Genomic DNA, 22,893 nt, shown 5'->3' with positions numbered 1-22,893 from the left:
GATAGGAATGGTAAAGAGTTCACTTGTTGAAGAGTGTAAGCTGTTTAGTTCCTTTTCGCCTGAGGAAAAGGAAGTTCTTTCTCAAGTCCTTGAGGATGTTAGTTTTGAGAAAGGCTGTCTCCTCTTTGACGAAGGAGACCCCGCCGATTTCTTTTACTTCTTGAGAGAGGGAAGAGTTGCCCTTTTTAGGAGCGACAACTTTGGCAGGTGGAACAAGATAGCCGTTGTTTACGGGGGAACGCCCCTCGGGGAGTGTGCCTTTCTCCTTGGCTGTACCCATTCCCTTAAGGCCGTAGCGGAAAGGGACGTCAGAGCTCTAAAAATAGACAGGGAAAGTTTTTTACGGCTTAAAAGTGAAGAGCCAGCTTTGGCCGTTAAGCTCCTTGAGGCGGTTGTCGCGGTTCTTTCTACAAGGTTGAAAGAAGAAGACAGACGATACGCCGAAATCTGTGGCTTCTTCAATACAACAGGAGGTAGGCAATGGAGCAGGTAATAGGAGGACTGATTCTCCTGCCGTGGCTCATGGCACTTGCAGTCTTTCTCATTCCTTCCCACAGGGGAAGACAGCTTGTTACATTCCTCTCACTTCCAGTTCTCACCTACCTTGCCTGCAAGGTCTGGAACGCAGAGCTCCCACTTTTCATCCACACACCCCACTGGGTGGAGACGGCAGTAACCGTCTTTGACTACTTACTCTTGGGATACTTCTTCTATCAGGGTATAAAGTTTAGGAGTTTCTTAGTTTCGGTTCTTGCAGCTGCTCAGGTTTTCCTCCTCACTTGGGCTCTCATGATACTCCCTGAGTCATACACGGCTCCAATCTACGTTGACAGGCTATCAGCATTTATGTACCTCATCGTTGCGACTGTAGGCTCAATCATCTGTATCTATGCCACTAAGTACATGGAACAGGAAAACGTTGATAGAGAAAACAGGTTCGTTGCGATACTCCTTTGGTTCTTAGGCGTAATGAACTTTGCAGTTTCTGTAAACAACATTGAGTGGTTCTTTGCCCTCTTTGAAACCACAACTCTTGCCTCCTACATCCTGATTAGGTTCAGGTGGGACGATATCTCTATCAGGAATGCCATTAGAGCTCTCTGGATGAACCAAGTAGGTGGAATCGCAATCCTCTTTGCGATTCTCTTTGCCGTTAAACACCACGGAGTTTACAACTTCACGGACATCTTGGCGATTGATAAGAAAACCCTTTCAATGATACCCCTCGGTTTCCTTGCTATCTCGGCCCTTGTTAAAGGTGCACAGATGCCCTTCCACAGGTGGCTCCTTGGAGCTATGGTGGCTCCGACACCTGTTAGTGCAATCCTTCACTCCGCTACGATGGTTAAGATTGCTCCATACCTAATCTTGAGAATCTCACCCGTAATTAAAGGAACACTGCTTGCAAAGCTCCTCATTACGACAACCGGTTTTGTCTTCGTAGCAGCAGGTCTTTTAGCTCTGACACAGGACAACTTCAAGAAAATCCTCGCTTACTCTACGATTTCTCTCCTTGGGCTTATGATGCTCACTGCCAGCATGGGAAGCCCCATCGCCGTACTTGCATCACTTCTTCTCATACTCTTCCACGCGATTGTTAAAGCTCTCCTATTCCTTGAAGCGGGAATTATGGAGAAGCTCTTTAACGCTAAGTACGTAGAACAGATGAGACAGCTTGTTGAGAAAGCACCAATTACTGTTCTCTTTATATCCATTGGTTTTATGAGTATGACAATAGTGCCTTTTGGAATCTTCATAGCGAAATGGCTTACCTTAGAGACAGCTTCTAACTTACTCTCCCACGGTGCTTATATCGCTTCAATTATTCTCGTTACAGTTGGAGGAGTTGTTCTAACGCTCCTCTACTTTAAGGTTATCGGCGTAATGGCGAGGAAGAGGGGAGAGTTTTCCCACTTCCGCTTAGAGAAGCTCCCCTTCATCTACTTCTTCACAACGACTCTCTACGTTGTGGCTACTATGGTCGGCTCAATTTACATTGCACGTCTTTCAACGGACTTCATTAACCCGGTTGTTAAGGACATAGTTGGTGCTGCTGCGCAGATTAAAGCTTCTGGCCTTACCCTCTACACGCCTTTCTCTGAGATTTACGGCTGGCAAATTATTGGCGCAATCGTTCTCCTGCTACTCGTTCCAATCCTTGCTTACTTCATCCACTTCAGGAATACAGACAGGGTTTACGAGTACACCTGCGGTGAGAACATAGAAATGACCATTGGAACTTACGACTTCTTCTGCGTGTCCAAGATAGAACCGTTTATTGAAACAGCTGCAGTTGCCCTCTTCATCATGACACTCGTTTTTGGTGGAGGTCTGGTATGAGCGGAACGCTGGCAATCATCCTGACCATCTTGGCTCCGGTGATTGGAGGTCTTATCTACGGTCTTGAGAGGGTAGTAAGGGCAAGGATGCAGAACCGTCAGGGGCCTCCTCTGCTACAGCCCTTCTACGACTTCCTTAAGCTTATGGACAAGCGCTCCATTATTGTTCACTCTTTCCACGCCTTTATGGGAATTATGTACTTAGTGGGAACGTGGTTTTCCCTCTACGTTCTCCTCTCAGGTGGTGACATCCTGATAGCTATCTTCTTCCACGTTCTCTCACTTGCCTTCTTGGTAATTGGCGGTTTCAGCGTTCGTTCTCCCTACTCAGTTGTCGGGGCAATGAGGGAGCTCTTACACATGGTTGCTTACGAGCCGGTCTTCGTAATGGCAGCGGCCGGCCTTTACCTCGTAACTGGAACCTTCCAGATTTCAGAGATTCTCAAGTCTGACGCTGTTCCTATTTTCTCACTGCCACTTGTTTTTATAGCTTTTCTCCTTACGCTTCCGGCGGTTCTTAAAAAATCCCCATTTGACATTGCGGAGGCCCATCAGGAGATTATTGGTGGACCGGAGATTGAGTACTCCGGTAAGTTCTACGAGGCCGTTTACACGGCTAAGTGGATTGAGTACGTTTACGCTTTCTTCTTCGTCTTCCTCTTTGCAGGTGGTAACTACCTGCTTGGAGCTCTCCTAACAGTTTTTGCCTTCTTCTTCGTCAACCTCGTAGACAACGCAACTGCAAGGTTCACCTTCCGTCAGATGATAGCTTTCCACTGGTACGTTCTTGTACCTCTCGTTGTAATAAACCTTATGCTACTTGCACTCTGGAGGGCGTAAATGAAACTGAACGGATTTAGGAAGAAATCACCGTGGATACTTCACTACAACACAGGTAGCTGTAACGGATGTGATGTAGAGATTTTGGCGTGCCTCGGGCCAAAGTACGACCTTGAGAGGTTTGGAATCTTAAATCGTGGAAATCCCAAGCAGTCCGACATTCTCTTAGTGACAGGCCCCGTTACGAAAAGGACGAGGGACAGGCTTATCAGGCTTTACATGGAGATGCCAGAGCCCAAGGTCGTTGTGGCCATTGGTGCTTGTGCCTGTAGCGGAGGGGTTTTCAGAGGTATGTACAACGTAGGTAACGGAGTGAACAACTTCATTCCTGTTGACGTCTACGTTCCCGGCTGTGCAGCAAGGCCGGAGAGCATTATAGACGGCGTTGTTAAAGCCCTTGAGATTCTTGAGAAAAAGAAGAAGGATATGGAGTTGCCACACAGATGCAAGGAACTAAAGAGAGAAAGTAGCCGTAGAAAACTCCTTGCAGAGTGTACGAGGAGGTACCATGAAGGTAGATGAGGTAAAAGTTCCTTTAAGGGAAGTAAGAAAGGCAATTAAAGAGTTCTATAACCCAGATGAGTGGCACTTTATAACTGTTAACGGAACGGACCTTGGCGGTAAGGTTGAGCTTAAGTGGTTCTTTGCCAAGTACGGCGAGAAAGAGGTTTTCAAGGTATTTACCGCTGAGGCAGGTTACGACGATGAAATTCCAACAATTACCTACATTATTCCTTCTGCTTGGATTTCCGAGTGGGAACTTGCAGACCTTTTAGGACTTAACGTTGAGGGAGCTAAGAAAGGTCTCTTCCTTGAACCAGATAGCCCTCAAGCACCTTTAAGGAGAGGTTAAGATGGGGAAGAAGATAACGATACCATTTGGTAGCCAGCACGTTGCCCTGCCTGAACCTATAAGGTTCGTTTTCCAGACTGAGAACGAAAAGATTGTTGATGTTGACGTTGACGTTGGTTACGTCCACAGAGGAATAGAGAAGGCCTGTATGACCAAGTTTAAGTACATGCAGGTTGGCTACGTTGTCGCAAGGGTTTGTGGCCTTTGTGCTATCTCTCACACTTTAGCTTACGTTACAGCCGTTGAAAGGCTCATGGGAATTGAGGTTCCAAAGAGAGCTCTCTACCTGAGAATATTGGTGAGCGAGCTTGACAGGATTCACTCCCACCTGCTTGCAATGGGACACCTTGCTGAGGTTGCCGGTTATGAGAACCTCTTTATGCACACCTTCCGTGACAGGGAGCTCGTTATGGAGCTCCAAGAACTCGTTACCGGTAACAGAATCCAGTTTGACTACGCTTGCATAGGAGGAGTAAATAGGGATCTTACGCCTGAAGTAGAGAAGGAGCTCCGTGAAAAGCTCAAAACACTAAAAGAGAAAGTTCTCTGGCTAAAAGATGTCTATGAAAACGACTACAGTATCAAGTACCGCTGGAAAGGAGTTGGAGTTATAACTAAGGAGATGGCAAAGGAGCTTAACGTAGTAGGACCTCCTGCAAGGGCTTCTGGCCTTGCAACTGACGTCAGGAACGAGTTTGACTATCTGCCTTTCAAGGAAGTTGGCTACCGTATGGTTGTAAGGGATGAAGGAGACGTGTACGCGAGGAACATGGTAAGGGCTGAGGAGACGGTTAACTCCATAGAAATGCTCTTTAACGTCCTTGACGGTATGCCTGAGGGAGACATAAAAGTGAACGTTAAAGGTCTTCCTGAGGGTGAATCTTTCGTTAGAATTGAGGCTCCGAGGGGAGAGCTCTTTTACTACGTGAGGGGTAACAAGAAAATGGTTCTTGAAAGGCTCAGGATAAGAGTTCCAACATTTGCTAACATACCAGTTATGAGGGAGCTCTTTGTCGGGATGGAGTACGCCGACGTTCCGGCTGTTGTGATAAGTTTTGACCCGTGCCTGTCCTGTACGGCGAGGTAAAGGATATGTGGAGACTTTTCCTCTGTCTTTTTATCGGATTAGTTCTTTTCTTTCCGTTTAAGCACGTTCTTTCCTGTAGTAGTGACTGTTATAAGTGCCACAGTAGCATACCGGCTGATAAAAACCACGAGGTTTTAAAAAGTTGCACTTCGTGCCATCCAGACCACGATGAAAAGGCCTTAAGCAGTAAATGTGGAGCAGACTGCTTTGACTGCCACTCTGTAGCAAGGGTGATGAGCTCTTCACCGGCTCACAAGGTTATCGGCCAGTGTATAGACTGCCATAAAAAGCTCTCTCCTAAAGAGAGTCCGGCGGTTGAGGAGCTCTATAACCAACTTATTGGAGGTTGAAAGTGAAGCAGATGCTAATTGAATCTATAAAAAACCTTTTCTCAAAGCCTGCTACGTTAAAGTATCCTCTTGAACCCTCTCCAACACCTCCAAACTACAGGGGATTTATCGTTTACAAGAAGGAGCTCTGTATCTTCTGTACCAAGTGTGAAATGGTCTGCCCTCCGGGAGCTATAAGGTTTACCTACAACGAGGACGACACTAAGGAGTTCCACTACAATCCTTACCTCTGTATCTACTGCGGTGAGTGTATAAGAGCTTGTCCAAAACCGGGCTGTTTAACCCATGCTCAGGAAGCAGCTCCTCCTGCAACGGCTACTACTATCCCTGACTGGGATTCTCTTGAGAAAAAGGCCGACGAAAGCAAAAGAGCATGGCTTGCTTCTAAGAAGAAGAAAAAATAATCAGGTCGTCTCCCCTTTACGGGGGAGATGACCTTTTGTTTTCTATTTACCTTTCTTGCCTTCCTGCTTAACTATTCCCTGATTTAGAGTAAAAACTTGCTTTAATTAGGTATGTGCATTTGGGAGGGAGGAGAGCTCATATCACCTGAAAGTAAAAAGCGTGTTAAATTCGTGTTAAAATATTCTCCACCTTTTAACATCACCTGAAGGAGGGAACCTTGAACAGAAAAAAAATAACAATAGTCGGTGCAGGAAACATAGGTGCAACCCTTGCTTTACTCCTTGCAAGAAGAGAGACGGCCGACATAACACTTGTAGACATTGATGAGGGTATAGCCAAGGGAAAAGCCCTTGACATTATGGAAGCCTCTCCAATTCTTGGATTTAACGCCCACGTTACCGGAACTGCCGACTATGCCGATACGGCAAATTCCGACGTCGTTGTTATTACTGCCGGTTTCCCCAGAAAGCCGGGAATGAGCAGGGATGACCTTCTTTTTAAGAACTTTGAAATTGTAAAAAGCGTTTCTGAGCAAATTAAAAAGTATTCCCCTGATGCCTTCGTAATTGTTGTAACGAATCCTCTTGACGCTATGACTTACACTGCCTTAAAGGTTACAGGTTTTCCAAAAGAAAGAGTTATGGGAATGGCAGGCGTTCTTGACTCTGCCCGCTTTGCGTACTTTATCTCAGAAAAGACAGGAATATCCGTTGAAAACATAAAGGCCTTTGTTATTGGCGGTCACGGCGACGATATGGTTCCTCTTAGGAAGTACACAACAATTAGCGGTATGCCTGTAACAAACTTCCTCTCCGATGAGGAGCTGAGCGAAATAATTGAAAGGACACGCTTTGGCGGTGGTGAAATTGTTCAGCTCTTAAAGACAGGTAGCGCCTTCTACGCTCCGGCTGCTTCTATCTTGGAGATGGTTATTGCTATTCTTTGGAACAAGAGGAAAATCCTCTCTGCAAGCGTTTACCTTGACGGTGAAATTGGTGAGTACTACGGAGCTTCTGGCCTCTGTGTTGGAGTTCCAATAGTTCTTGGTAAAGAGGGAGTTGAGGAGATTATCAAGCTTGACCTATCAGATGAAGAGTGGCAGCAGTGGAGAAAATCTGTTGAGTCCGTAAGAAAGCTCGTTGAGAAACTACCTCTTTAGGGGAAAAAGATGAGGGAAATTCACGTTGACCGTGTAAGGGAAGCCGTCAAAAAGCTCTGTATGGAGGCAAACTACTTTCTCCCTGAAGATGTCCTGAACGCCTTTAAAGAGGGTAAGGAGAAAGAAGTATCTCCTGTCGGTAAAAACGTTCTTGACATACTCCAAGAAAACGCAAGGATAGCGGCAGAGGAGAGAATTCCCTACTGTCAGGATACAGGTTTTGCCGTTATCTTCGTTGAAATCGGGCAGGACGTGAGGTTTGTCGGTGGTAGTCTGGAGGAAGCAATAAATAAGGGAGTTGCAGAAGGGTATACAGAAGGCTTCTTGAGAAAGTCTATCGTCTCCGACCCCCTCTTTGACAGGAAGAATACGGGGAATAACACCCCAGCAGTTATCCACTACGAGATAGTTCCGGGAGATAAGGTAAAAATTACGGTGGCCGCTAAGGGGGGCGGTAGCGAGAATATGAGCCGCCTTGCAATGCTGAAACCTGCCGATGGCATTGAGGGAGTAAAGAGGTTCGTCATAGAGACTGTTAGCAACGCGGGTCCAAACCCCTGTCCGCCAATAACCGTTGGCGTTGGAATAGGTGGAACCTTTGAGAAGGTAGCATACCTTGCTAAAAAAGCCCTCCTTAGACCGATAGGTCACAGAAATCCCGACCCAAGATATGCAAGGCTTGAAGAGGAGCTCCTTGAGGAGATAAATAAGCTTGGAATAGGTCCTTCTGGCTTTGGTGGAAAAGTTACAGCCCTTGACGTTAAAATTGAGTGGTATCCTTGCCATATAGCATCCCTTCCTGTGGCCGTTAATATTCAGTGTCACGCATCTCGCCACAAGGAGGTTGAGCTGTAGTCTCAAGACCTCTTGAAAAACACACAGTTTACGTTCTTTTTCTCTCTTTTTTTGCGCTGGCTCTAAGAGAGCCAGCCTCTCCGTTTTTTCCCTTTCTTTTAATGTCTGTCTTTATCCTTTTTGTCCATTACGCTGCGAGATTCCGAGCAAGGGAGCTCGTCCCCGGAATACTTCTAGTTTTGTTCTTTCTTGCTTTTTTTTCCCTTTTTAGGCCGATTGCTTCTCCAGATAGAGTTGTCTGGATAAGCGAAAGGAGCGAAAACTTAAAGCTTGCCCTTCTTGAAAACGGGAAAAGAGTAAGATTAAGGGATGACGTCAAAATCGGTGATATTGTTGACGGTAGTGGACACCTTCTTACGGAGGGAAATAGGCTCTATAGATTTCTTCCAAACCTAAGGCATTCACTCTACAGGAAGGTAGAAGAAAACGTTGACTACCCGATTTCTACAGTTGTTGGGGCTGTAACCCTTGGGGTAAGGTACGAGCTCCCCTACGCCGTTAAAGGCTACTTTCTCCTATCAGGGCTTTATCCCTTCTTAGCGATTTCTGGACTTCACGTTGGGATAGTTATCGGAGCTCTCGCAGGACTTCTCAAACTCCTAAAGGTTAAGAGACCTCTGACTAAGGCGACACTCTCTATCCTTCCCCTGATGCCTTTAACGGGTCTTCCCCCTTCTGCTGTAAGGGCTTACCTTTTTATGCTCTTTATTTCGCTGGGTATTGAAAATTACAGGAAAGTTTCGCCTCTTTACCTGCTTAGTGTTGTCTTTTTGGTAGCTGTTATAACCAGTGGAATATCTCTTTCTGCGGTTCTCTCTTTCTCCGCAGTTGCTGGTATTCTTTTGCTATCCTCTTCAGGTGGCAGCAGAATTACGAAATTGCTAAAGGTCTCCATAGCGCCGTTCCTATTTACTCTTCCTGTAGTTCTTTACACTTTTGGAACTGTAAATTTTCTTTCGCCGATAAATTCTATTATTGCCGGTTTCCTCTTTTCTCCCTTCCTAATTCTTTCTTTCTTAAGCGAGGTTACACTCTTTAAGCTGGATTTCTTGGTCAGAGCTCTTGAGTTTGCCGGCTTTTACTTCTTGAAAGTTTCTCAGTTCCTATTTAATTTGACTAAAAGTTTTGTCTTTTACTTTAAAGTACCTTTTTGGCTTTCAGGAGTCTGTATGGTTCTAATGCTCACTCTCATCCTTGCCGGCAGGAGAAATCTCTTGCTTGTTCCGCCGGTGTTACTTCTTGCTTATGCTCTTTTTACTTCTTCTACTATTGAAGGTAAGAAAATAGAGATTGAAGGCTGGAGACTTAACTCCTTCCGCTTTATCTCAACAGAGGGGAGAGTTCTAAGGAATTGCCAAATTTATTCAAGTTACGTTCTACCGGTTACAAGGAAGTTTCTTCCTGAGAATGAACTTATAGACAAAAGGGCTATAATTCACCCGTCAAAACAAAGTGAGAGGTAAGGGGAATGCTTGAGCATCTTGGAGACTTTAAGAGAACCCACTACTGCGGTGAGATTTCTACTGCGGACGTAGGTAAGAAAGTTAGAGTCGCCGGATGGGTTGACACCACGAGGGATCACGGAGGAGTTGTTTTTACCGACTTAAGGGATAGAACGGGCATAGTTCAGGTTGTCTTTACTCCTGATATAAGCGAGGAGCTTGTTGAGAAGGCGAAAAAGTTAAAACACGAGTTTGTTATAGCTGTTGAAGGAACTGTAAGGAGGAGGCCTCCCGGAACGGAGAACCCAAAGTTAAAGACCGGGGAGGTTGAGATATACGCTGAAAAGCTAAAGATACTCAACAAGTCCCTACCGCTACCGTTTCTCATTGAGGATGATATTAAGGTAGGGGAGGACGTAAGGCTCAAGTACCGCTTCCTTGACCTAAGAAGAAACAAAATGATGGAAAACATTATCTTTCGCCACAAGCTCTACCAGACAGTAAGGAGAGTCTTTAACGAGGAAGGTTTTATAGAGATAGAGACCCCCTACCTTACAAAAAGTACTCCGGAGGGAGCAAGGGACTTTTTAGTTCCGAGCAGAATCTACCCCGGAAAGTTCTACGCCCTTCCACAGTCCCCTCAGCTCTTTAAGCAAATACTCATGGTGGCAGGCTTTGATAAGTACTACCAGATAGCTCGCTGTTTTAGAGATGAGGACCTAAGGGCAGACAGACAGCCCGAGTTTACACAGATAGACTTTGAGATGTCCTTCGTTAGTGAGCGGGACGTTATGGACGTTGCCGAAAAGGTTATTAGGACTGTTTATAAGGAGCTCCTTGGCGTAGAAATTGGCGAGATTCCCGTAATGACCTACGATGAGGCTATGAAACGCTTTGGAACGGACAGGCCTGACACAAGGTTCGGCCTTGAGCTAAAGGAAATTACTGATGTAGCTAAAACTTGCGGTTTTAAAGTCTTTAGGACTGTTGTTGAGAACGGCGGAATAGTTAAGGCTATAAACTTTAAGGGCGGAGCTAAACTCTCAAGGAAAGAGATAGATGATTTAACAAAGTTTGTCGGAATTTACGGTGCTAAAGGTCTTGCTTGGATAAAGGTTACTACAAACGGCCTTCAGTCCCCGATAGTTAAGTTCTTTACAGAAGGGGAGATGAATGAAATCCTAAAGAGGCTTGAGGCAGAAGTTGGAGACATACTCTTCTTCGTTGCTGATAAGCCTGACGTCGTTAACGCAGCCCTCTCTAACTTGCGCTTAAAGCTTGGAAGGATGGCAGGCCTTATAGACGACAGTAAGATTAACGTTCTCTGGGTTGTTGACTTTCCGATGTTTGAGTGGAACGAGGAAGAGAACAGGTGGGAGGCCCTTCACCATCCCTTTACAAGTCCAAAAGAGGAGGACGTTGAAAAGCTCCTTGAAGACCCAGCAAGCGTCAGGGCAAGGGCCTACGATATGGTTCTAAACGGCGTTGAAATTGGCGGCGGTAGTATCCGTATTCACAGGGAGGATATACAGGAGAAAGTATTTAAGGTTATTGGACTCTCTGACGAAGAGGCAAAAGAAAGGTTTGGCTTTCTCCTTGAGGCTCTAAAGTTTGGAGCTCCTCCCCACGGCGGAATGGCCTTTGGCCTTGATAGACTCTGTGCCATAATGAGAGGGGAAGAGTCCATCAGGGACGTTATAGCATTTCCGAAGACACAGAGAGGGCAGTGTCTCCTTACCGGAGCTCCCGATACCGTCAGGCCAGAGCAGCTTGAAGAGCTCCACATCTCTGTTGAAGTTGAGGAAGAGGAGTAATCCAAGCGGTGGCCGAAGGCCACCGCAGTTTTTTATCCTTTTAAGAAATTTAAGTTTTCTAAATCTTCAAGGAGAGACTGTAAATCCTCCTCGTGCTCCATCTCATCGGTCATTATCTGAAGGGCAAGGTTGTAAGTTACCGGGTCAATGTCTTTTGTTATCTTCATTATCTCGTTGTAGGTGTCAATTGCGCACTGCTCTCCCTTTATGTTCTGCTCAAGAATTTTTCTAACAAAGGGGTCTTCTGGAGTGTCGTAACCGCAGTTTGTCAGCTCAAACCACCGCTTGGGAGATAGAACGGGAGTTCCTCCAAGCTCCAGTATCCTCATTACGAGCATATCGGCGTGCCTGAGCTCATCGTTTGCGTGCTGGACAAGCTCCGCAATTACTGCATCCTTCATTGGCCCTTTAACAACCTTCGCACCTATCCAGTACTGGTAGTAGGCGAGCCACTCGTCGCAGAGAGCTCTGTTAAGTAGTTCAATTATCCTGTCGGCGTGCTCGCCGACGAGCTGGCGGGCTTTCGTTCCCATAGTGTTCTCCTTACTGGTGTTTAGCTATTCCTTGCCTTTAAGCTATTACCCATGAAGATTAACTGCAAGTTTTTATCTGCACTTTGCTGCTTTTACGAAAGCCCTGACCTTTTCCCTGTCCTTTTTACCGGGGCTTTCCTCAACGCCGCTGCTTACGTCAACGGCAAAAGGTTCTACCTCTTTCACCGCTAAGGAGACATTCTCAGGGTTTAAGCCTCCAGAAAGAATTAGCGGGATCTCGGGAAATGTTTCCTTAACAGCCTTTGCAATCTTCCAGTCAAAGGTTTTTCCAGTTCCTCCGTAAGAGTCCTTTGAGAAGGTATCAAGGAGGATGGCTCTTATCTTTCCAACGTAAGGCCCGATTTTTTCAACTTCTTCTACAGATTTGAGTCTAAAGACCTTTATTACCCTATTAGCCCCGATGTAGTCACAAACTTCTGGTGGTTCATCGCCGTGTAGCTGGGCAAAGTCTAAGTGGGCGTAGCTTAAAATTTCCAGAACTTTTCTTGGGTCTTCGTTAACAAAAACGCCAACTTTCGTCACAAAGGGCGGAAGCTGTGAAGTGATTTGTCTAACGTCTATGGCTTTTATAAACCTTTTACTCTTTTCATACATGATAAAGCCTAAGGCATCTGCTCCAGCCTCTAAGGCGCTAAAAGCGTCCTCTCGGTTGGTAAGGCCGCAGATTTTGACTTTAACCATTCCTGACCTCCTTACTTCTCCAGTATCTGGCATACTATAGCACACCAACTGCTTAACGGATTATATTTTGTCTGACAAAAACGAGTTCTGAAGGAGAGAATATGTTTGAGACAAAAGTTCCTCTAAGGAAGTGTTCTTTCTGCGGGAGAGACCAGACAAAAGTAGAGGCCTTGATTACAGGTCCCGGTGGTGTTGCCATATGTAACTACTGCATAGATGAGTGCTACGATATGATTCACCACGAGGGGGAGAAGAAAGAGAGCTCTCCAATATCTATAGACAGACTCCCCACTCCGAAAGAGATTAAGGAGTTCCTTGACCAGTACGTAATCGGTCAGGATGAGGCCAAAAAGGTTCTCTCCGTTGCAGTTTACAACCACTATAAGAGGATTATGTCAGGGAAAGATACTGACGACGTTGAGATAGAGAAGAGCAACATCCTTCTCATAGGTCCTACCGGTTCTGGAAAAACTCTCCTTGCCCGCTCTTTAGCAAGGCTTCTTGATGTTCCCTTTGCCATTGCAGACGCAACGACCCTGACAGAGGCCGGTTACGTTGGTGAGGACGTTGAGAACATACTCCTTAGGCTCATTCAGGCGGCCGACTACGACATTGAGAAGGCAGAGAGGGGCATCATTTACATTGATGAGATAGACAAAATCTCAAGGAAGAGTGAGAATCCCTCAATTACGAGGGATGTCTCAGGAGAGGGCGTTCAGCAGGCGCTCCTTAAAATCTTGGAGGGTACTATTGCCAACGTTCCTCCACAGGGAGGACGTAAGCATCCCCACCAGCAGTACATACAGATAGATACGACGAACATTCTCTTTATTTGCGGTGGTGCTTTTGTAGGACTTGAAGACATTATTGCCCGCAGGATAGGTAAGGGAGCGATGGGCTTTACTGCGGATGTTGACAAGAAGAAGGTTGATAGGGACGAACTTCTAAAGCATGTTGAGCCTGATGACCTTGTAAAGTTTGGGCTTATCCCAGAACTCATAGGAAGGCTTCCTGTCGTTGCTACTTTGAGCGAGCTAAAAGAGGAGGACCTTATTAGAGTTCTCAAAGAACCTAAGAATGCTCTCGTTAAGCAGTACAAAAAGCTCTTAGAGCTTGAAGGTGTTGAACTTGAGTTTACCGATGATGCCCTAAGAGCAATAGCTAAGGAGGCCATAAGGAGGAAGACGGGGGCAAGGGGTCTCAGGGCAATTATGGAGAAGATAATGACAGACGTTATGTTTGAAGTTCCTACCAGAAAGGACATTAAAAAAGTTATAATTGATGCCGATTCTGTAAAAACAGGGAAACCAAAATATGAGCTTGTGAGGGCATCTTAGGAGGGTAGGGTGAGGAGACTTCTCATCGCTGGTAACTGGAAAATGCACAAGACGGTTCAGGAAGCAGTTGAGCTTGTCAGGGAGCTGAAAAACTTAGTTTCAGACGTTAACGATAGGGATATACTCGTCTGTCCTCCTTTTACGGCTCTCTACGCTGTGAAAAAGGAACTTGAGGGCAGTAACATAGCCCTTGGCGCTCAGAATATGTTCTACGAAGAAAAGGGAGCTTTTACCGGAGAAATTTCTCCTTTAATGATTAAAGACGTTGGCTGTTCTTACGTTATTCTTGGCCACTCTGAAAGAAGACACATCTTCGGCGAAACAGACGAGCTGATAAACAAGAAGGTTCTCTCTGCCGCTCGCCACGGACTTATTCCTATCCTCTGTGTAGGAGAGACTCTACAGGAGAGGGAAGAGGGTAAGACAAAGGATGTAGTTGAAAGGCAGGTGAGGGAAGGGCTTAAAGGGCTTAACGAGACTTCAGAGTTTGTGATAGCCTACGAGCCGGTTTGGGCTATCGGAACGGGCAAGACTGCAACTCCTGAACTTGCAGAAGAAGTCCACTCCTTTATCAGGGAAGTACTTTCTGAAATGTTTGGAGCTGAAAAAGCAGATAGCGTTAGGATTCTTTACGGTGGAAGTGTAAAGCCAGAAAACGCAGCAGGCCTTTTGAGACAGCCTAACATTGACGGAAGCTTAGTTGGAGGTGCAAGTCTTAAAGCAGAGAGCTTTGCCAAGATTATAAAGTTTGATGTGGAGGAGTGATGTTTACTGCGCTTCTCATTTTTCACGCTCTCATAGCTATCTTGCTGATAATTGTTATCCTCATCCAGCCGGGGCAGGGCGACAGTGGGGCTATGCTGGGAGGAGCAGGTTCCACTTCTGCCTTTGGAGCCGATACGGGAGCGGTTCTCACAAAGACCACCGCAATCCTTGGAGCGATTTTCATACTCAACTCCCTCCTCCTTTCCATTGTAGGCTCTAAAGTGGCGGAACCTCCTTCAGTTATTGAGAAGGTTGTTTCACAGCAGCAAGGGAACAAGTAACGGAGGGGTTTTGGTCTTATGAGAGGCTTAAAAAGATTCCTTTTTGTATTCCTTCTTTTCCCGCTATTTTGGGCCTTTGCAAGTTGTCAGCAGAGCTCTACAACCACTGTTAGCGGCTCGCCTTCAATTTCTGTCTACTTCTCTCCCCGAGGAGGGGCTACTTCTGCCATTGTTTCGGAAATTAAAAGAGCCGAAAAGAGCATTGACGTGGCCATCTATTCTTTTACCAGTAGGAAGATAGCAAGGGCTCTAATAGCTGCCCACAAAAGGGGAATAAGGGTAAGGATAGTTGCAGATGAAGGGTCAGCAAGGTCAAGGAACAGTGTTCTTCCGCTCCTTGAATCTGCTGGAATTCCGGTAAGGTACAAGAGAGGAAGCGGTGGCGGCCTTATGCACAACAAGTATGCCGTAGTGGACGGGGAAACCGTTATAACTGGAAGTTTTAACTGGACGGTAAGTGCAGAAAAGCGAAACGATGAGAACTTATTGGTAATAAAAGGGCTTCCCGCTGTTGTTAAGGCTTACGAGGAAAATTTTGAGAAACTATGGGAGCTTGCGGGGCTAACAAATTGAAGGATTTAGAGTCCTTAAAGGAGAAATTTTTCAGGGAGAGGGAGAGGGTAAAGGAGCTCCACTTTAACAAAGAAACTGGATTTGCAGTTGCCGATGCTCTTAAAAAGAGCCTTGATTCCCTTATAAAGCCGGCTTTTGAGCACTTTTTTGGGGAGTGGGATATACCCGTTACCTGCTATGCTTTGGGCGGTTACGGACGGGGAGAGCTCAATTTCCACTCAGACATTGACCTAAATCTCATATATCAGGGAAAACTTACTGAGGCTCACCTTGAAGATATTGAAGCCTTCTACTACTTTCTCCTTTCATTAAAGCTTGACCTTGGTTTTTCTCCAAGGAGCGTTGATGAGGCCTTGGAGCTCTCTCAAAAGGACCTTTCAATCTTTACTAACATCCTCCAGCGAAGGTTTCTCTCAGGAAGTAGAGAGCTTGACCGCCTCTTTTCTGAGAAGTTCAGTGAGTTTCTTGAGAAAAACAGGAAATCGTTAGTTCTTGAAATTGTTGTTGCAAGGAGTGATAGGTATAGGAAGTTCTACGGGACTGTCTATTATCAGGAGCCAAACGTCAAGGAAAGTAAAGGAGGGCTCAGAGACCTCCACGAGGCCTTCTGGGTTTCAAAAATCGTTTACGGTATAGAGAACTACTCCGGTTTCCTTGACAGGAAGATACTTGACAGAAAGAACTTTAGGGACGTGATATCTGCATACGATTTCCTCCTTAGGGTGAGAAACCACCTTCATATTACTTCTGGCAGGAAGAGCGATATTCTCTCCTTTGAGATGCAGAGAGTAGTTGCTGAGTACTTCGGCTTTCCTCAGACAAGGAGGGGCGTAGAACAGTTTATGAAGAACTACTTTAACGCTGCTACTGACCTCTCTGTAATAACAAAAGAGGTCATAAAGGGCGCACTTGAAGAACTTGAAAGGGAAGAGACTAAAGTATTTATTCCTGCAGTTCTTTCAGAGAACAAGCTAATTGACGGCGTCTTCTACGTAGAAGGTAACGTTCTGTTTGTAAGTGAAGAGAAAGAAGGCGATGTTCTGAAAGACCCTACCCTTGTCCTTAAAGGTTTTAGGCTAGTTCAGGAGAGGGGATTGGAGCTCTCCGCAGGAACCTTTTCACTCTTCAAGCTCTCTGCAGAGACGAACAAGGAAAAGTTCAGGAAAAAAGAAGTTCTCTCCCTCTTCAGGGAGATACTAACTGCCAGAAAGAGGCTCTCTTATACCTTAGAGATAATGCACGACACAAAGGTTCTTGGTGCTCTCATTCCGGACTTTGAGAGGTTAAGGGGACACTTCCAGTACGACACCTACCACAAATTTACGACGGACATCCACTCAATCCTCACTGTAAGGGAGCTTGAGAAGATAGAAGAAAAGGGAACAAACGCGGCTTCCGTTAAGGAAAAGCAGGACTTTTATCAGATACTGCAAGATTTGGAAACTCCTCACGTTCTCTTTGTTGGAGCTCTCTTTCACGACATCGGCAAGGGTAAACCGGGAAGGCACGAGATAGTCGGGGCAGGGCTCACGAGAAAATACCTCTCTGAGATGGGCTTTTCTAAAGAAGAGATAGAGGAAGTTGCATGGCTTGTAAAGAATCACCTGAGGATGTTTCACCTTGCCTTTAGGAGAGATATATCAGACCCAGAGCTTGTTGAACAGTTTAAAAATGAGTGTGGAACAGAGGAGAGACTAAAGAAACTCTTTCTTTTAACCTATGCAGACATAAAAGCGGTTGGCCCCGGTGCTTGGGACAACTGGAAGAGTACACTCCTTTGGACCCTCTACCGTTCAACCCTTGCCCTCTTTACGGAGAAAAAGAGTGCTGAGGAGCTGATAGCCGAAAAGCTTAAGAGAAGGAAGGGGAAGGTTAAGGAGCTCCTTAAAGGAAAGATTAAACCTGAATCCATAGAGCGCTTCTTTGAGAATGCCGATAGGGATTACCTGATTACGTATCCTTCTGATGAGATAGCGAATCACCTTCTCCTTATGAAAAAGATACGGAAAGAAGGTAAAGAGTACGCTATCTATAGTGAAAGCTATCCAGATATTGGCTTTACAAAACTTACAATCGTTACAAAGTACAGGAGGGGGCTCTTTAACGAGATAGCGGGAATCCTCTCTTACCTTGGCATAAACATTAAGGGGGCAAATATCAATAGAGCTATTGAGGACGATTGCGAGTGTATGGTCTATACAATTCACGTCTCAACAGTTGCCGGAGAGGCTCTACCCTGCGAGAGGATAGAGAAGTTTGAGGAGCTCCTTTCTAAGCTCTATTCTGGAGAGTTTTCCTCAAAAGATTTACCTCCCGACCTTATGAAACCTAAATCCTTTAGGCGGAACGTTCCGCTACCGGAAAACAAGGTTAAGATTGACAACAAAACTTCTGAAAGGTACACAATCGTTGAAGTTTCCACCTACGACAGGCTTGGAGTTCTCTATGCTATAACGAAAGTTCTTATTGACATGGGAACGCGCCTTAGAAGGGCAATTATCACTACGGAAGGTAACAGGGTTATAGACAGCTTCTACATAACCGATATGGAATACAGGAAGATTACCGATGAAGATTTCTTGAGGGAGCTCTCAGGAAAAATATTGGAAGTTGTAAGATAGAAATTATTTTATGTTAGTTTAAAGTCTCTAATGATTTGGACTATTTGATTGATGAAATACTGCAAATTATCACTTTTGTCTTCTATCATTTGCCTAATTATTCTTTCTCCGTGCTTTATTTCGTTATACTCCCAGTTAGGAATATTCCTTTTTTGTCTTACTTTACTTGCTATCAATTCTTTAACATCATCATCGGGTAGTATGTCCCTATCTAAAGAAATATTGAAAACCTTCTCTATGGCTTTTCTGCTAAAAAGATTTTCTATACTTTTTACAGTTGCATCATCTTTCTTCCATAGATAGCACTTAATACCTTTTTCTTCTAGATGATTGAAGTCATCATTAGAAAAGTCTTCTATAGCATCTCCATCTAATAGGATAGCAATGTTTGGATTTATAGAGCGAACGGAGTCAACATTTCTAACTATATGTTTAGCATTTCCTTTGCCTCCTAAGTGCAGTATGGAAACGTTTAGTTCTTCCCAAGAAGAAACGTTGAGTTTATCTCTGAGGTTTTCCATTAGCAGGTTAATTATTTTTTTAAGAATTAGGACATCTGAAGGTCCTTCAACAAATATTACACCATTTGATAGGTAAATGTCGCTTGGCCTTATTTCAAGTTCTTCAAGAATTTGTAGTTGACTTTCTAATTTTCTTATTCTTGTTTCTCCATTGCTTTTGTAAAGTAGGCAGGTAGTTTCAGTATTGGAATTATCAATAAATATCGGGGAATGGGTTGTTAATATAACCTGACCTCGTAGACAGAAATCCTTTAATATACCGAGAAGTTTCTTTTGAGCACCAGCATGGAGGAACACTTCAGGCTCTTCAAAAAGTAGGATATAGCCGTCACCGATTTTTTGTTTTCTATATATTTCTAATAGTGATAGAATCATGTATCTTTGGAAACCGTTACCTTTGTAGTTAACCTCTACATGGTCGTTTAAATACTTATCTTTAATTTTTATTTTTGGAACAAAGGCCTTTTTTATATCTAAACCTTCTATCTCTATCCGGATGTCTTCAACATCGTCCCACAGTTTTACTAATTCGTCTTTTAAACTTTTAGCTATGCCTTCTGTAGCTTTTTCTATTGAATTTTTTAGTTCTCTTTTTAGGTCTTCTATTGTTTTCTTTGTATTCTTTTCGTCTTTTTTATCTTTTTCGCTTACCGTATTTGATTTCTCAATAATAGGAATTAAAAGTCCTGACATTATCGTGTTTCTTTGAAGTTTTACTTCCTCTTCTACGTTTTTCAATGCAGGAATAAATATCACTTTTGGCAAGTATTGCTTAATGGCTTTAATCTTTTGCCTACTTCCAAGAGATTGTCCAGCTTTAAGAGAGCTTTCTCCAATAAAAATATCTTCTTGAGATTTTATTTTTCCTTCTTCCTCTGATGATTGCTTTTTTTCATATGAGAATTGCTTTCTGATAAAAATTCTCCTATCTTGATTATTTTCAATTGATAGAAGTTTTATTCCCTTCTCTCCATGTTCGGAGGATGGCTCAAAAACTGCGATAATTTCAATAGGCTGTTCAAAGTTTCCTTTATGGAAATCACTTGTTGTTACTTTTTCTCCATTCAAGAGTATTTTTATAGCTCTTAATAGGTTTGATTTCCCTGCATCATTTTTTCCAACAATAACTGTGAAATCGCCGATTTCCAAAAACTCCTCTGTATCTGGAAAAATGTTGAAAGACCTAAAGTTCTTGATTTTAATCCCCTTAAGCTTCAGTTTCACGGTTTCCCCCGTTTCTGCTTTCCCTTGTATTATTTATCTAATATTGTTTGCAATTATAGCAGAAAAAAGGAAAGTATGTTTATCGTTAAAGACCTAACCTTGCGACAGCGTTTAGGGTTAAGGGGTCCTCTCCTTCTAGTAAGAATCTTTTAAAGCCGACGTAGGCAACCATTGCACCGTTATCTGAGGTGTATTCCATTTTTGGTAAGTGTACTCTGTAGCCTTCTTCTTGGAGCTCCAACAGCTTCTCCCTTAGTAGGGAGTTTGCGGAAACTCCACCGGAAACGGCAATGTCTTTAACGTTAAACTCTTTTAGGGCTTTTTTTAGCTTTCCGACTAAGTACTCTATTGCCGTTTTCTGAAAGGAAGCTGCAATCTGCTCTGCTGGGTAGCCCTTTTCTACTAATCGCCTTACTGCCGTTTTAAGACCGCTAAAGCTGTAGTTAAAACCGGGAACTTTTGGTTTGGGGAGCTCTAAATACTCTCCGCTGTAGCTCTTAAAGATTCTATCTATTATCGGGCCCCCCGGATAGCCAAGACCGAGCATTTTGGCAACTTTGTCGTAGGCCTCGCCGACGGCATCATCAAGGGTTTTCCCGATTACCCTGTATTTCCCGAGTCCCTCAACCAAGATTAAAAGCGTGTGTCCTCCGCTTACTACTAAGGCTAAAAAGACTTCTGGAGGCGTAGAACCTATGAAGGGGGAGAAGACATGGGCCTCAATGTGGTGAACTCCTTTAAAAGGAATGTTCAGACAGTAGGCGATACCCTTGCCAAAGGTTAGCCCGACAAGGAGTGCAGGCAGGAGGCCGGGAGCTCTCGTAACTGTAATGAGTTCAATATCCTTAACCTTTATGCCTGCAACTTTTAAAGCTTCTTCAAAGACTATATCTATGTTCTCTGCGTGCTTTCTTGCTGCAATCTCTGGAACAACCCCTCCAAAGGGTAGGTGAAACTGGTGTTGGGATGAAACTATGTTGGAGAGAACCGTGTTTTTAGAGCTATCATAAACGGCTATAGATGTATCATCACAGGAGGTATCTATTCCAAGAACAATCATTTCTCAACCTCTATGTCCCAGTAAATTTCGGGGTACTTACCGAGCCTTTCCTGCTCCTCCATTGCAACTCTTGTAACTGCATCTGCCACTTTCATCTTTACATCAGTGCTCTTTTCGTGAACGAAAACCTTTAAACATGTATCTATGTAGATCTCACATATGGGAACAACTTCTACCTTTTTTACTTCCGGTAATTTTTCAAGGGCTTCAACCAGTTTCGTTGTTAAATCCTTTTCTGTCATTCCTCCTGCTCCTTCTTTAGAACAATTATCTGGTTCCTGATTGTTTTAACTGCGGTATTAAAGAGGTCCCTCAAGTCCTGATACTCTTCTGGACTGATAACGTTCTTTGTAAGAACCATCCGGGAGCGCATTCTCACCTTAGAGTCTTCTACCTTCCATTCTATGGAGAAGCTACCTACCCTGTTCTGGAAGAAAAAGTTTTCGGGCTTTAGGTAGAGCTTGTACTTTTTTGGAATTTTTAGTTCAACTTCGCTAACCTTTGACATTTTATAGCCGACAACGTAGGGGTACTTCCTCTTCTTTGCTGCAACTAAGGAGACAATTCTGCTGTAGTCGGGAGCGGGGAACTTTGCAAGGAGAAAGTGGGATGTAAGAGTTCCGTAGTTTCTATCTTTTCCTTCTATCTCTATGGTTACGTCTGGAACGTTTAAGTCTTTATAGTCAGAGAGCTTGAACTCCTCTACGTCAAACCCCGGGGAAACCTGTGAGGCAAGTCCTTCAACGTGTCTTTTTACGGAGGAAGGTGTTGAGTTTATAAGCCTTGCTCTTTCAAAGACGCTGTAGACTCCTTTGTAAATAAAAGTGAAGTGGCCGTGGAGCTCTCCTAATGGACTTAGACTAAAGCTTCCTTTAAACCCTTCAAGGTTTTCTAAAGGCGGGGCTACAGGAGTTCTATCAACAGTGCCTTTCTCTTTTTCGGTATCTACAACTAAGACGTTCCTTCCCTGATCGCTGGCAGGAAGGTGTTTATAGGGAACGTAGTCAGACGTTGTGTCCATGTAGAGGAATTGGCCGTTAACCTTTATGGCGGCGATTTCGTGGTTGAAGGCCGTTGGGAGGGGCACTTCAGGGTCCATGTTTGACCTGCTTAAGGTAGGAATTAGAACGGGATACCCTTTTACTCCTATGACTTTAAGCATAGCTATAAGGAGCGTAGCGTGGTCCTTACAGTCTCCATACCTGTTCTTTAGGACTTCAGAGGCTTTATGGGGCTTGTAGCCGTTTATCCCAAACTCCATTCCAACGTAACGGATGTTCTTGGCGACAAAGTTGTAAATAGCTCTTATCTTCTCTTCCTGAGTCTTTTTACCCTTAACTATCTCTTCAACAGTCTTTCTTACGGTCTCATCTGGTTTTAAAGCTTCTCTTGCAAGCTCTGAGTACCACTTAGCAACCTGATCCCAGCTTTTTAGCGATGTAATGACGACTTTCTTTGCAAGTTCTCCAAGGGGAGGAGCGTTTGGTTCTTTCTCTATAGGAGGAACGTCTTCTAACTTCCAGCTAAGGACGACGTAATCTCCTTCTTCCGAGACTTGAGGATTTGCCTCCTCATCGGTCATGTTGTAGGTCTTGAACTTGTAGTACTTGTTCTTTGGAATGTAAGCCTTGAAGGTTGCTTCTTTCACGGGATATTCGTCCTGAAAGAAGTTCGTTGTCCAGAACTCATTCTCCATGTAGGGTTTAAAGGTCTCTAATACAAAGGCGTACTTAATAACGGCTCCTTTCGTGACTGCCGGCATTGAAATAGTTTGGTATTTAAGGTCTGAGTAAATAGGAGCTTCAGAGACAAAGGGCGGGTAGACAATGTTAAAGGCCTTTTTATCGGGCTTTACTACAGTGCCATCAGGGAGGACCGTATAGGCGTAAAGAATCTTTAGCTTCTGGTGCTCTGTGGAGAAAGGAATAACAATCTCTCCAAAATCTTTTATCCCTCTCTTGTCAAGGATTTTTACCGCCCTTTCCTCTTTCCAGACCTTTCTTCCATCGGGGAAGAACTTTACTTCAGAGTGGTCGTAGAGGATGAGAGCTCCAAAGTCTTTCGCAAGAACGCTAAGGGGAAGGAGAACAATAAACAGTATGGCGGTTAGAAGCCGTCCCATGGAGACCTCC

Annotated in this window: 23 protein-coding genes; 17 read left to right on the top strand and 6 right to left on the bottom strand. The window is 44.4% G+C overall.

From position 1 onward, the window contains the following. Positions 1-7 precede the first annotated feature (7 nt). The 12 genes from CLV27_RS01545 (at position 8) to aspS (ending at position 11,144) form a co-directional block, all read left to right on the top strand. Positions 8-493 carry a cyclic nucleotide-binding domain-containing protein gene (locus CLV27_RS01545; RefSeq protein ID WP_132525128.1) on the top strand — a complete coding sequence of 162 codons (486 nt, stop codon included), beginning with the start codon at positions 8-10 and terminating at the stop codon, positions 491-493. Next, positions 481-2,340: a proton-conducting transporter transmembrane domain-containing protein gene (locus tag CLV27_RS01540; RefSeq protein WP_132525126.1), complete on the top strand. Its 1,860-nt coding sequence runs from the start codon at positions 481-483 to the stop codon at positions 2,338-2,340. Before CLV27_RS01545 ends, CLV27_RS01540 begins: the two co-directional genes overlap by 13 nt. Continuing rightward, entirely contained in the window at positions 2,337-3,179 is an 843-nt protein-coding gene (locus CLV27_RS01535) for a respiratory chain complex I subunit 1 family protein (RefSeq protein WP_132525124.1), read from the top strand. The genes CLV27_RS01540 and CLV27_RS01535 overlap by 4 nt, the downstream gene beginning before the upstream one ends. Beyond that, a complete protein-coding gene (locus CLV27_RS01530) occupies positions 3,180-3,701 on the top strand; it encodes an NADH-quinone oxidoreductase subunit B family protein (RefSeq protein ID WP_132525122.1) in 522 nt (173 codons plus the stop codon). After that, positions 3,688-4,032, top strand: coding sequence for an NADH-quinone oxidoreductase subunit C (locus CLV27_RS01525; protein ID WP_132525120.1), 345 nt, complete (start codon positions 3,688-3,690; stop codon positions 4,030-4,032). The genes CLV27_RS01530 and CLV27_RS01525 overlap by 14 nt, the downstream gene beginning before the upstream one ends. A 1-nt stretch (position 4,033) precedes the next feature. Continuing rightward, on the top strand, positions 4,034-5,119 hold the full coding sequence (locus CLV27_RS01520) for a hydrogenase large subunit (RefSeq protein ID WP_132525118.1): 1,086 nt from the start codon (positions 4,034-4,036) through the stop codon (positions 5,117-5,119). Continuing rightward, a complete protein-coding gene (locus CLV27_RS01515) occupies positions 5,095-5,469 on the top strand; it encodes a hypothetical protein (protein WP_165863644.1) in 375 nt (124 codons plus the stop codon). Before CLV27_RS01520 ends, CLV27_RS01515 begins: the two co-directional genes overlap by 25 nt. Positions 5,470-5,480: 11 nt before the next feature. Next, positions 5,481-5,873, top strand: coding sequence for a 4Fe-4S binding protein (locus CLV27_RS01510; RefSeq protein WP_243644844.1), 393 nt, complete (start codon positions 5,481-5,483; stop codon positions 5,871-5,873). A 218-nt stretch (positions 5,874-6,091) separates the two neighbouring features. After that, positions 6,092-7,033, top strand: a complete 942-nt coding sequence (mdh, locus tag CLV27_RS01505) for a malate dehydrogenase (RefSeq protein WP_132525112.1) — start codon at positions 6,092-6,094, stop codon at positions 7,031-7,033. Between the two features lie 9 nt (positions 7,034-7,042). After that, positions 7,043-7,888 carry a fumarate hydratase gene (locus CLV27_RS01500; RefSeq protein WP_132525110.1) on the top strand — a complete coding sequence of 282 codons (846 nt, stop codon included), beginning with the start codon at positions 7,043-7,045 and terminating at the stop codon, positions 7,886-7,888. Positions 7,889-8,067: 179 nt separating this feature from the next. Beyond that, positions 8,068-9,351, top strand: coding sequence for a ComEC/Rec2 family competence protein (locus CLV27_RS01495; RefSeq protein ID WP_165863656.1), 1,284 nt, complete (start codon positions 8,068-8,070; stop codon positions 9,349-9,351). Between the two features lie 5 nt (positions 9,352-9,356). Next, complete coding sequence (gene aspS, locus CLV27_RS01490) at positions 9,357-11,144, top strand: aspartate--tRNA ligase (RefSeq protein ID WP_132525106.1); 1,788 nt, start codon at positions 9,357-9,359, stop codon at positions 11,142-11,144. 32 nt (positions 11,145-11,176) lie between these two features. On the opposite strand, the gene CLV27_RS01485 is transcribed toward aspS, so the two are convergent. Together CLV27_RS01485 and CLV27_RS01480 are read right to left on the bottom strand one after the other, a co-directional pair. Next, positions 11,177-11,677: a ferritin-like domain-containing protein gene (locus CLV27_RS01485; protein WP_132525104.1), complete on the bottom strand. Its 501-nt coding sequence runs from the start codon at positions 11,675-11,677 to the stop codon at positions 11,177-11,179. Between the two features lie 72 nt (positions 11,678-11,749). Further along, entirely contained in the window at positions 11,750-12,379 is a 630-nt protein-coding gene (locus CLV27_RS01480) for a phosphoribosylanthranilate isomerase (protein ID WP_132525102.1), read from the bottom strand. 101 nt (positions 12,380-12,480) lie between these two features. Between CLV27_RS01480 and clpX the strand changes: the two genes are divergently transcribed. The 5 genes from clpX to glnD are packed head-to-tail and all read left to right on the top strand — an operon-like array spanning position 12,481 to position 17,956. Continuing rightward, the gene (clpX, locus tag CLV27_RS01475; RefSeq protein ID WP_132525100.1) at positions 12,481-13,716 is read left to right on the top strand and encodes an ATP-dependent Clp protease ATP-binding subunit ClpX; all 1,236 of its coding nucleotides are present in this window, start codon (positions 12,481-12,483) and stop codon (positions 13,714-13,716) included. A gap of 9 nt (positions 13,717-13,725) precedes the next feature. Continuing rightward, positions 13,726-14,481, top strand: coding sequence for a triose-phosphate isomerase (tpiA, locus tag CLV27_RS01470; protein WP_132525098.1), 756 nt, complete (start codon positions 13,726-13,728; stop codon positions 14,479-14,481). After that, complete coding sequence (gene secG / locus CLV27_RS01465; protein WP_132525096.1) at positions 14,481-14,762, top strand: preprotein translocase subunit SecG; 282 nt, start codon at positions 14,481-14,483, stop codon at positions 14,760-14,762. The genes tpiA and secG overlap by 1 nt, the downstream gene beginning before the upstream one ends. A gap of 18 nt (positions 14,763-14,780) precedes the next feature. Further along, on the top strand, positions 14,781-15,335 hold the full coding sequence (locus CLV27_RS01460; RefSeq protein ID WP_132525094.1) for a phospholipase D family nuclease: 555 nt from the start codon (positions 14,781-14,783) through the stop codon (positions 15,333-15,335). Continuing rightward, positions 15,332-17,956 (top strand): [protein-PII] uridylyltransferase, encoded by a 2,625-nt coding sequence (gene glnD / locus CLV27_RS01455; RefSeq protein WP_132525092.1) that lies wholly within the window; start codon positions 15,332-15,334, stop codon positions 17,954-17,956. Before CLV27_RS01460 ends, glnD begins: the two co-directional genes overlap by 4 nt. An 8-nt stretch (positions 17,957-17,964) precedes the next feature. On the opposite strand, the gene CLV27_RS01450 is transcribed toward glnD, so the two are convergent. The 4 genes from CLV27_RS01450 to CLV27_RS01435 form a co-directional block, all read right to left on the bottom strand. Next, positions 17,965-19,701, bottom strand: a complete 1,737-nt coding sequence (locus tag CLV27_RS01450; protein ID WP_165863655.1) for an ATP-dependent nuclease — start codon at positions 19,699-19,701, stop codon at positions 17,965-17,967. A gap of 85 nt (positions 19,702-19,786) precedes the next feature. Then, the gene (tsaD, locus tag CLV27_RS01445; protein WP_132525088.1) at positions 19,787-20,761 is read right to left on the bottom strand and encodes a tRNA (adenosine(37)-N6)-threonylcarbamoyltransferase complex transferase subunit TsaD; all 975 of its coding nucleotides are present in this window, start codon (positions 20,759-20,761) and stop codon (positions 19,787-19,789) included. Next, positions 20,758-21,003 carry a hypothetical protein gene (locus tag CLV27_RS01440; protein WP_132525086.1) on the bottom strand — a complete coding sequence of 82 codons (246 nt, stop codon included), beginning with the start codon at positions 21,001-21,003 and terminating at the stop codon, positions 20,758-20,760. The genes tsaD and CLV27_RS01440 overlap by 4 nt, the downstream gene beginning before the upstream one ends. Continuing rightward, a complete protein-coding gene (locus tag CLV27_RS01435) occupies positions 21,000-22,883 on the bottom strand; it encodes a DUF3857 domain-containing protein (protein ID WP_132525084.1) in 1,884 nt (627 codons plus the stop codon). The genes CLV27_RS01440 and CLV27_RS01435 overlap by 4 nt, the downstream gene beginning before the upstream one ends. Between the last annotated feature and the right edge of the window lie 10 nt (positions 22,884-22,893).

The sequence above is a fragment of the Phorcysia thermohydrogeniphila genome (genome assembly GCF_004339575.1).
GTDB lineage: Bacteria > Aquificota > Aquificia > Desulfurobacteriales > Desulfurobacteriaceae > Phorcysia > Phorcysia thermohydrogeniphila.
Note: the sequence above shows the minus strand (reverse complement) of the source record. Positions and strands in the feature narration are given on the sequence as shown.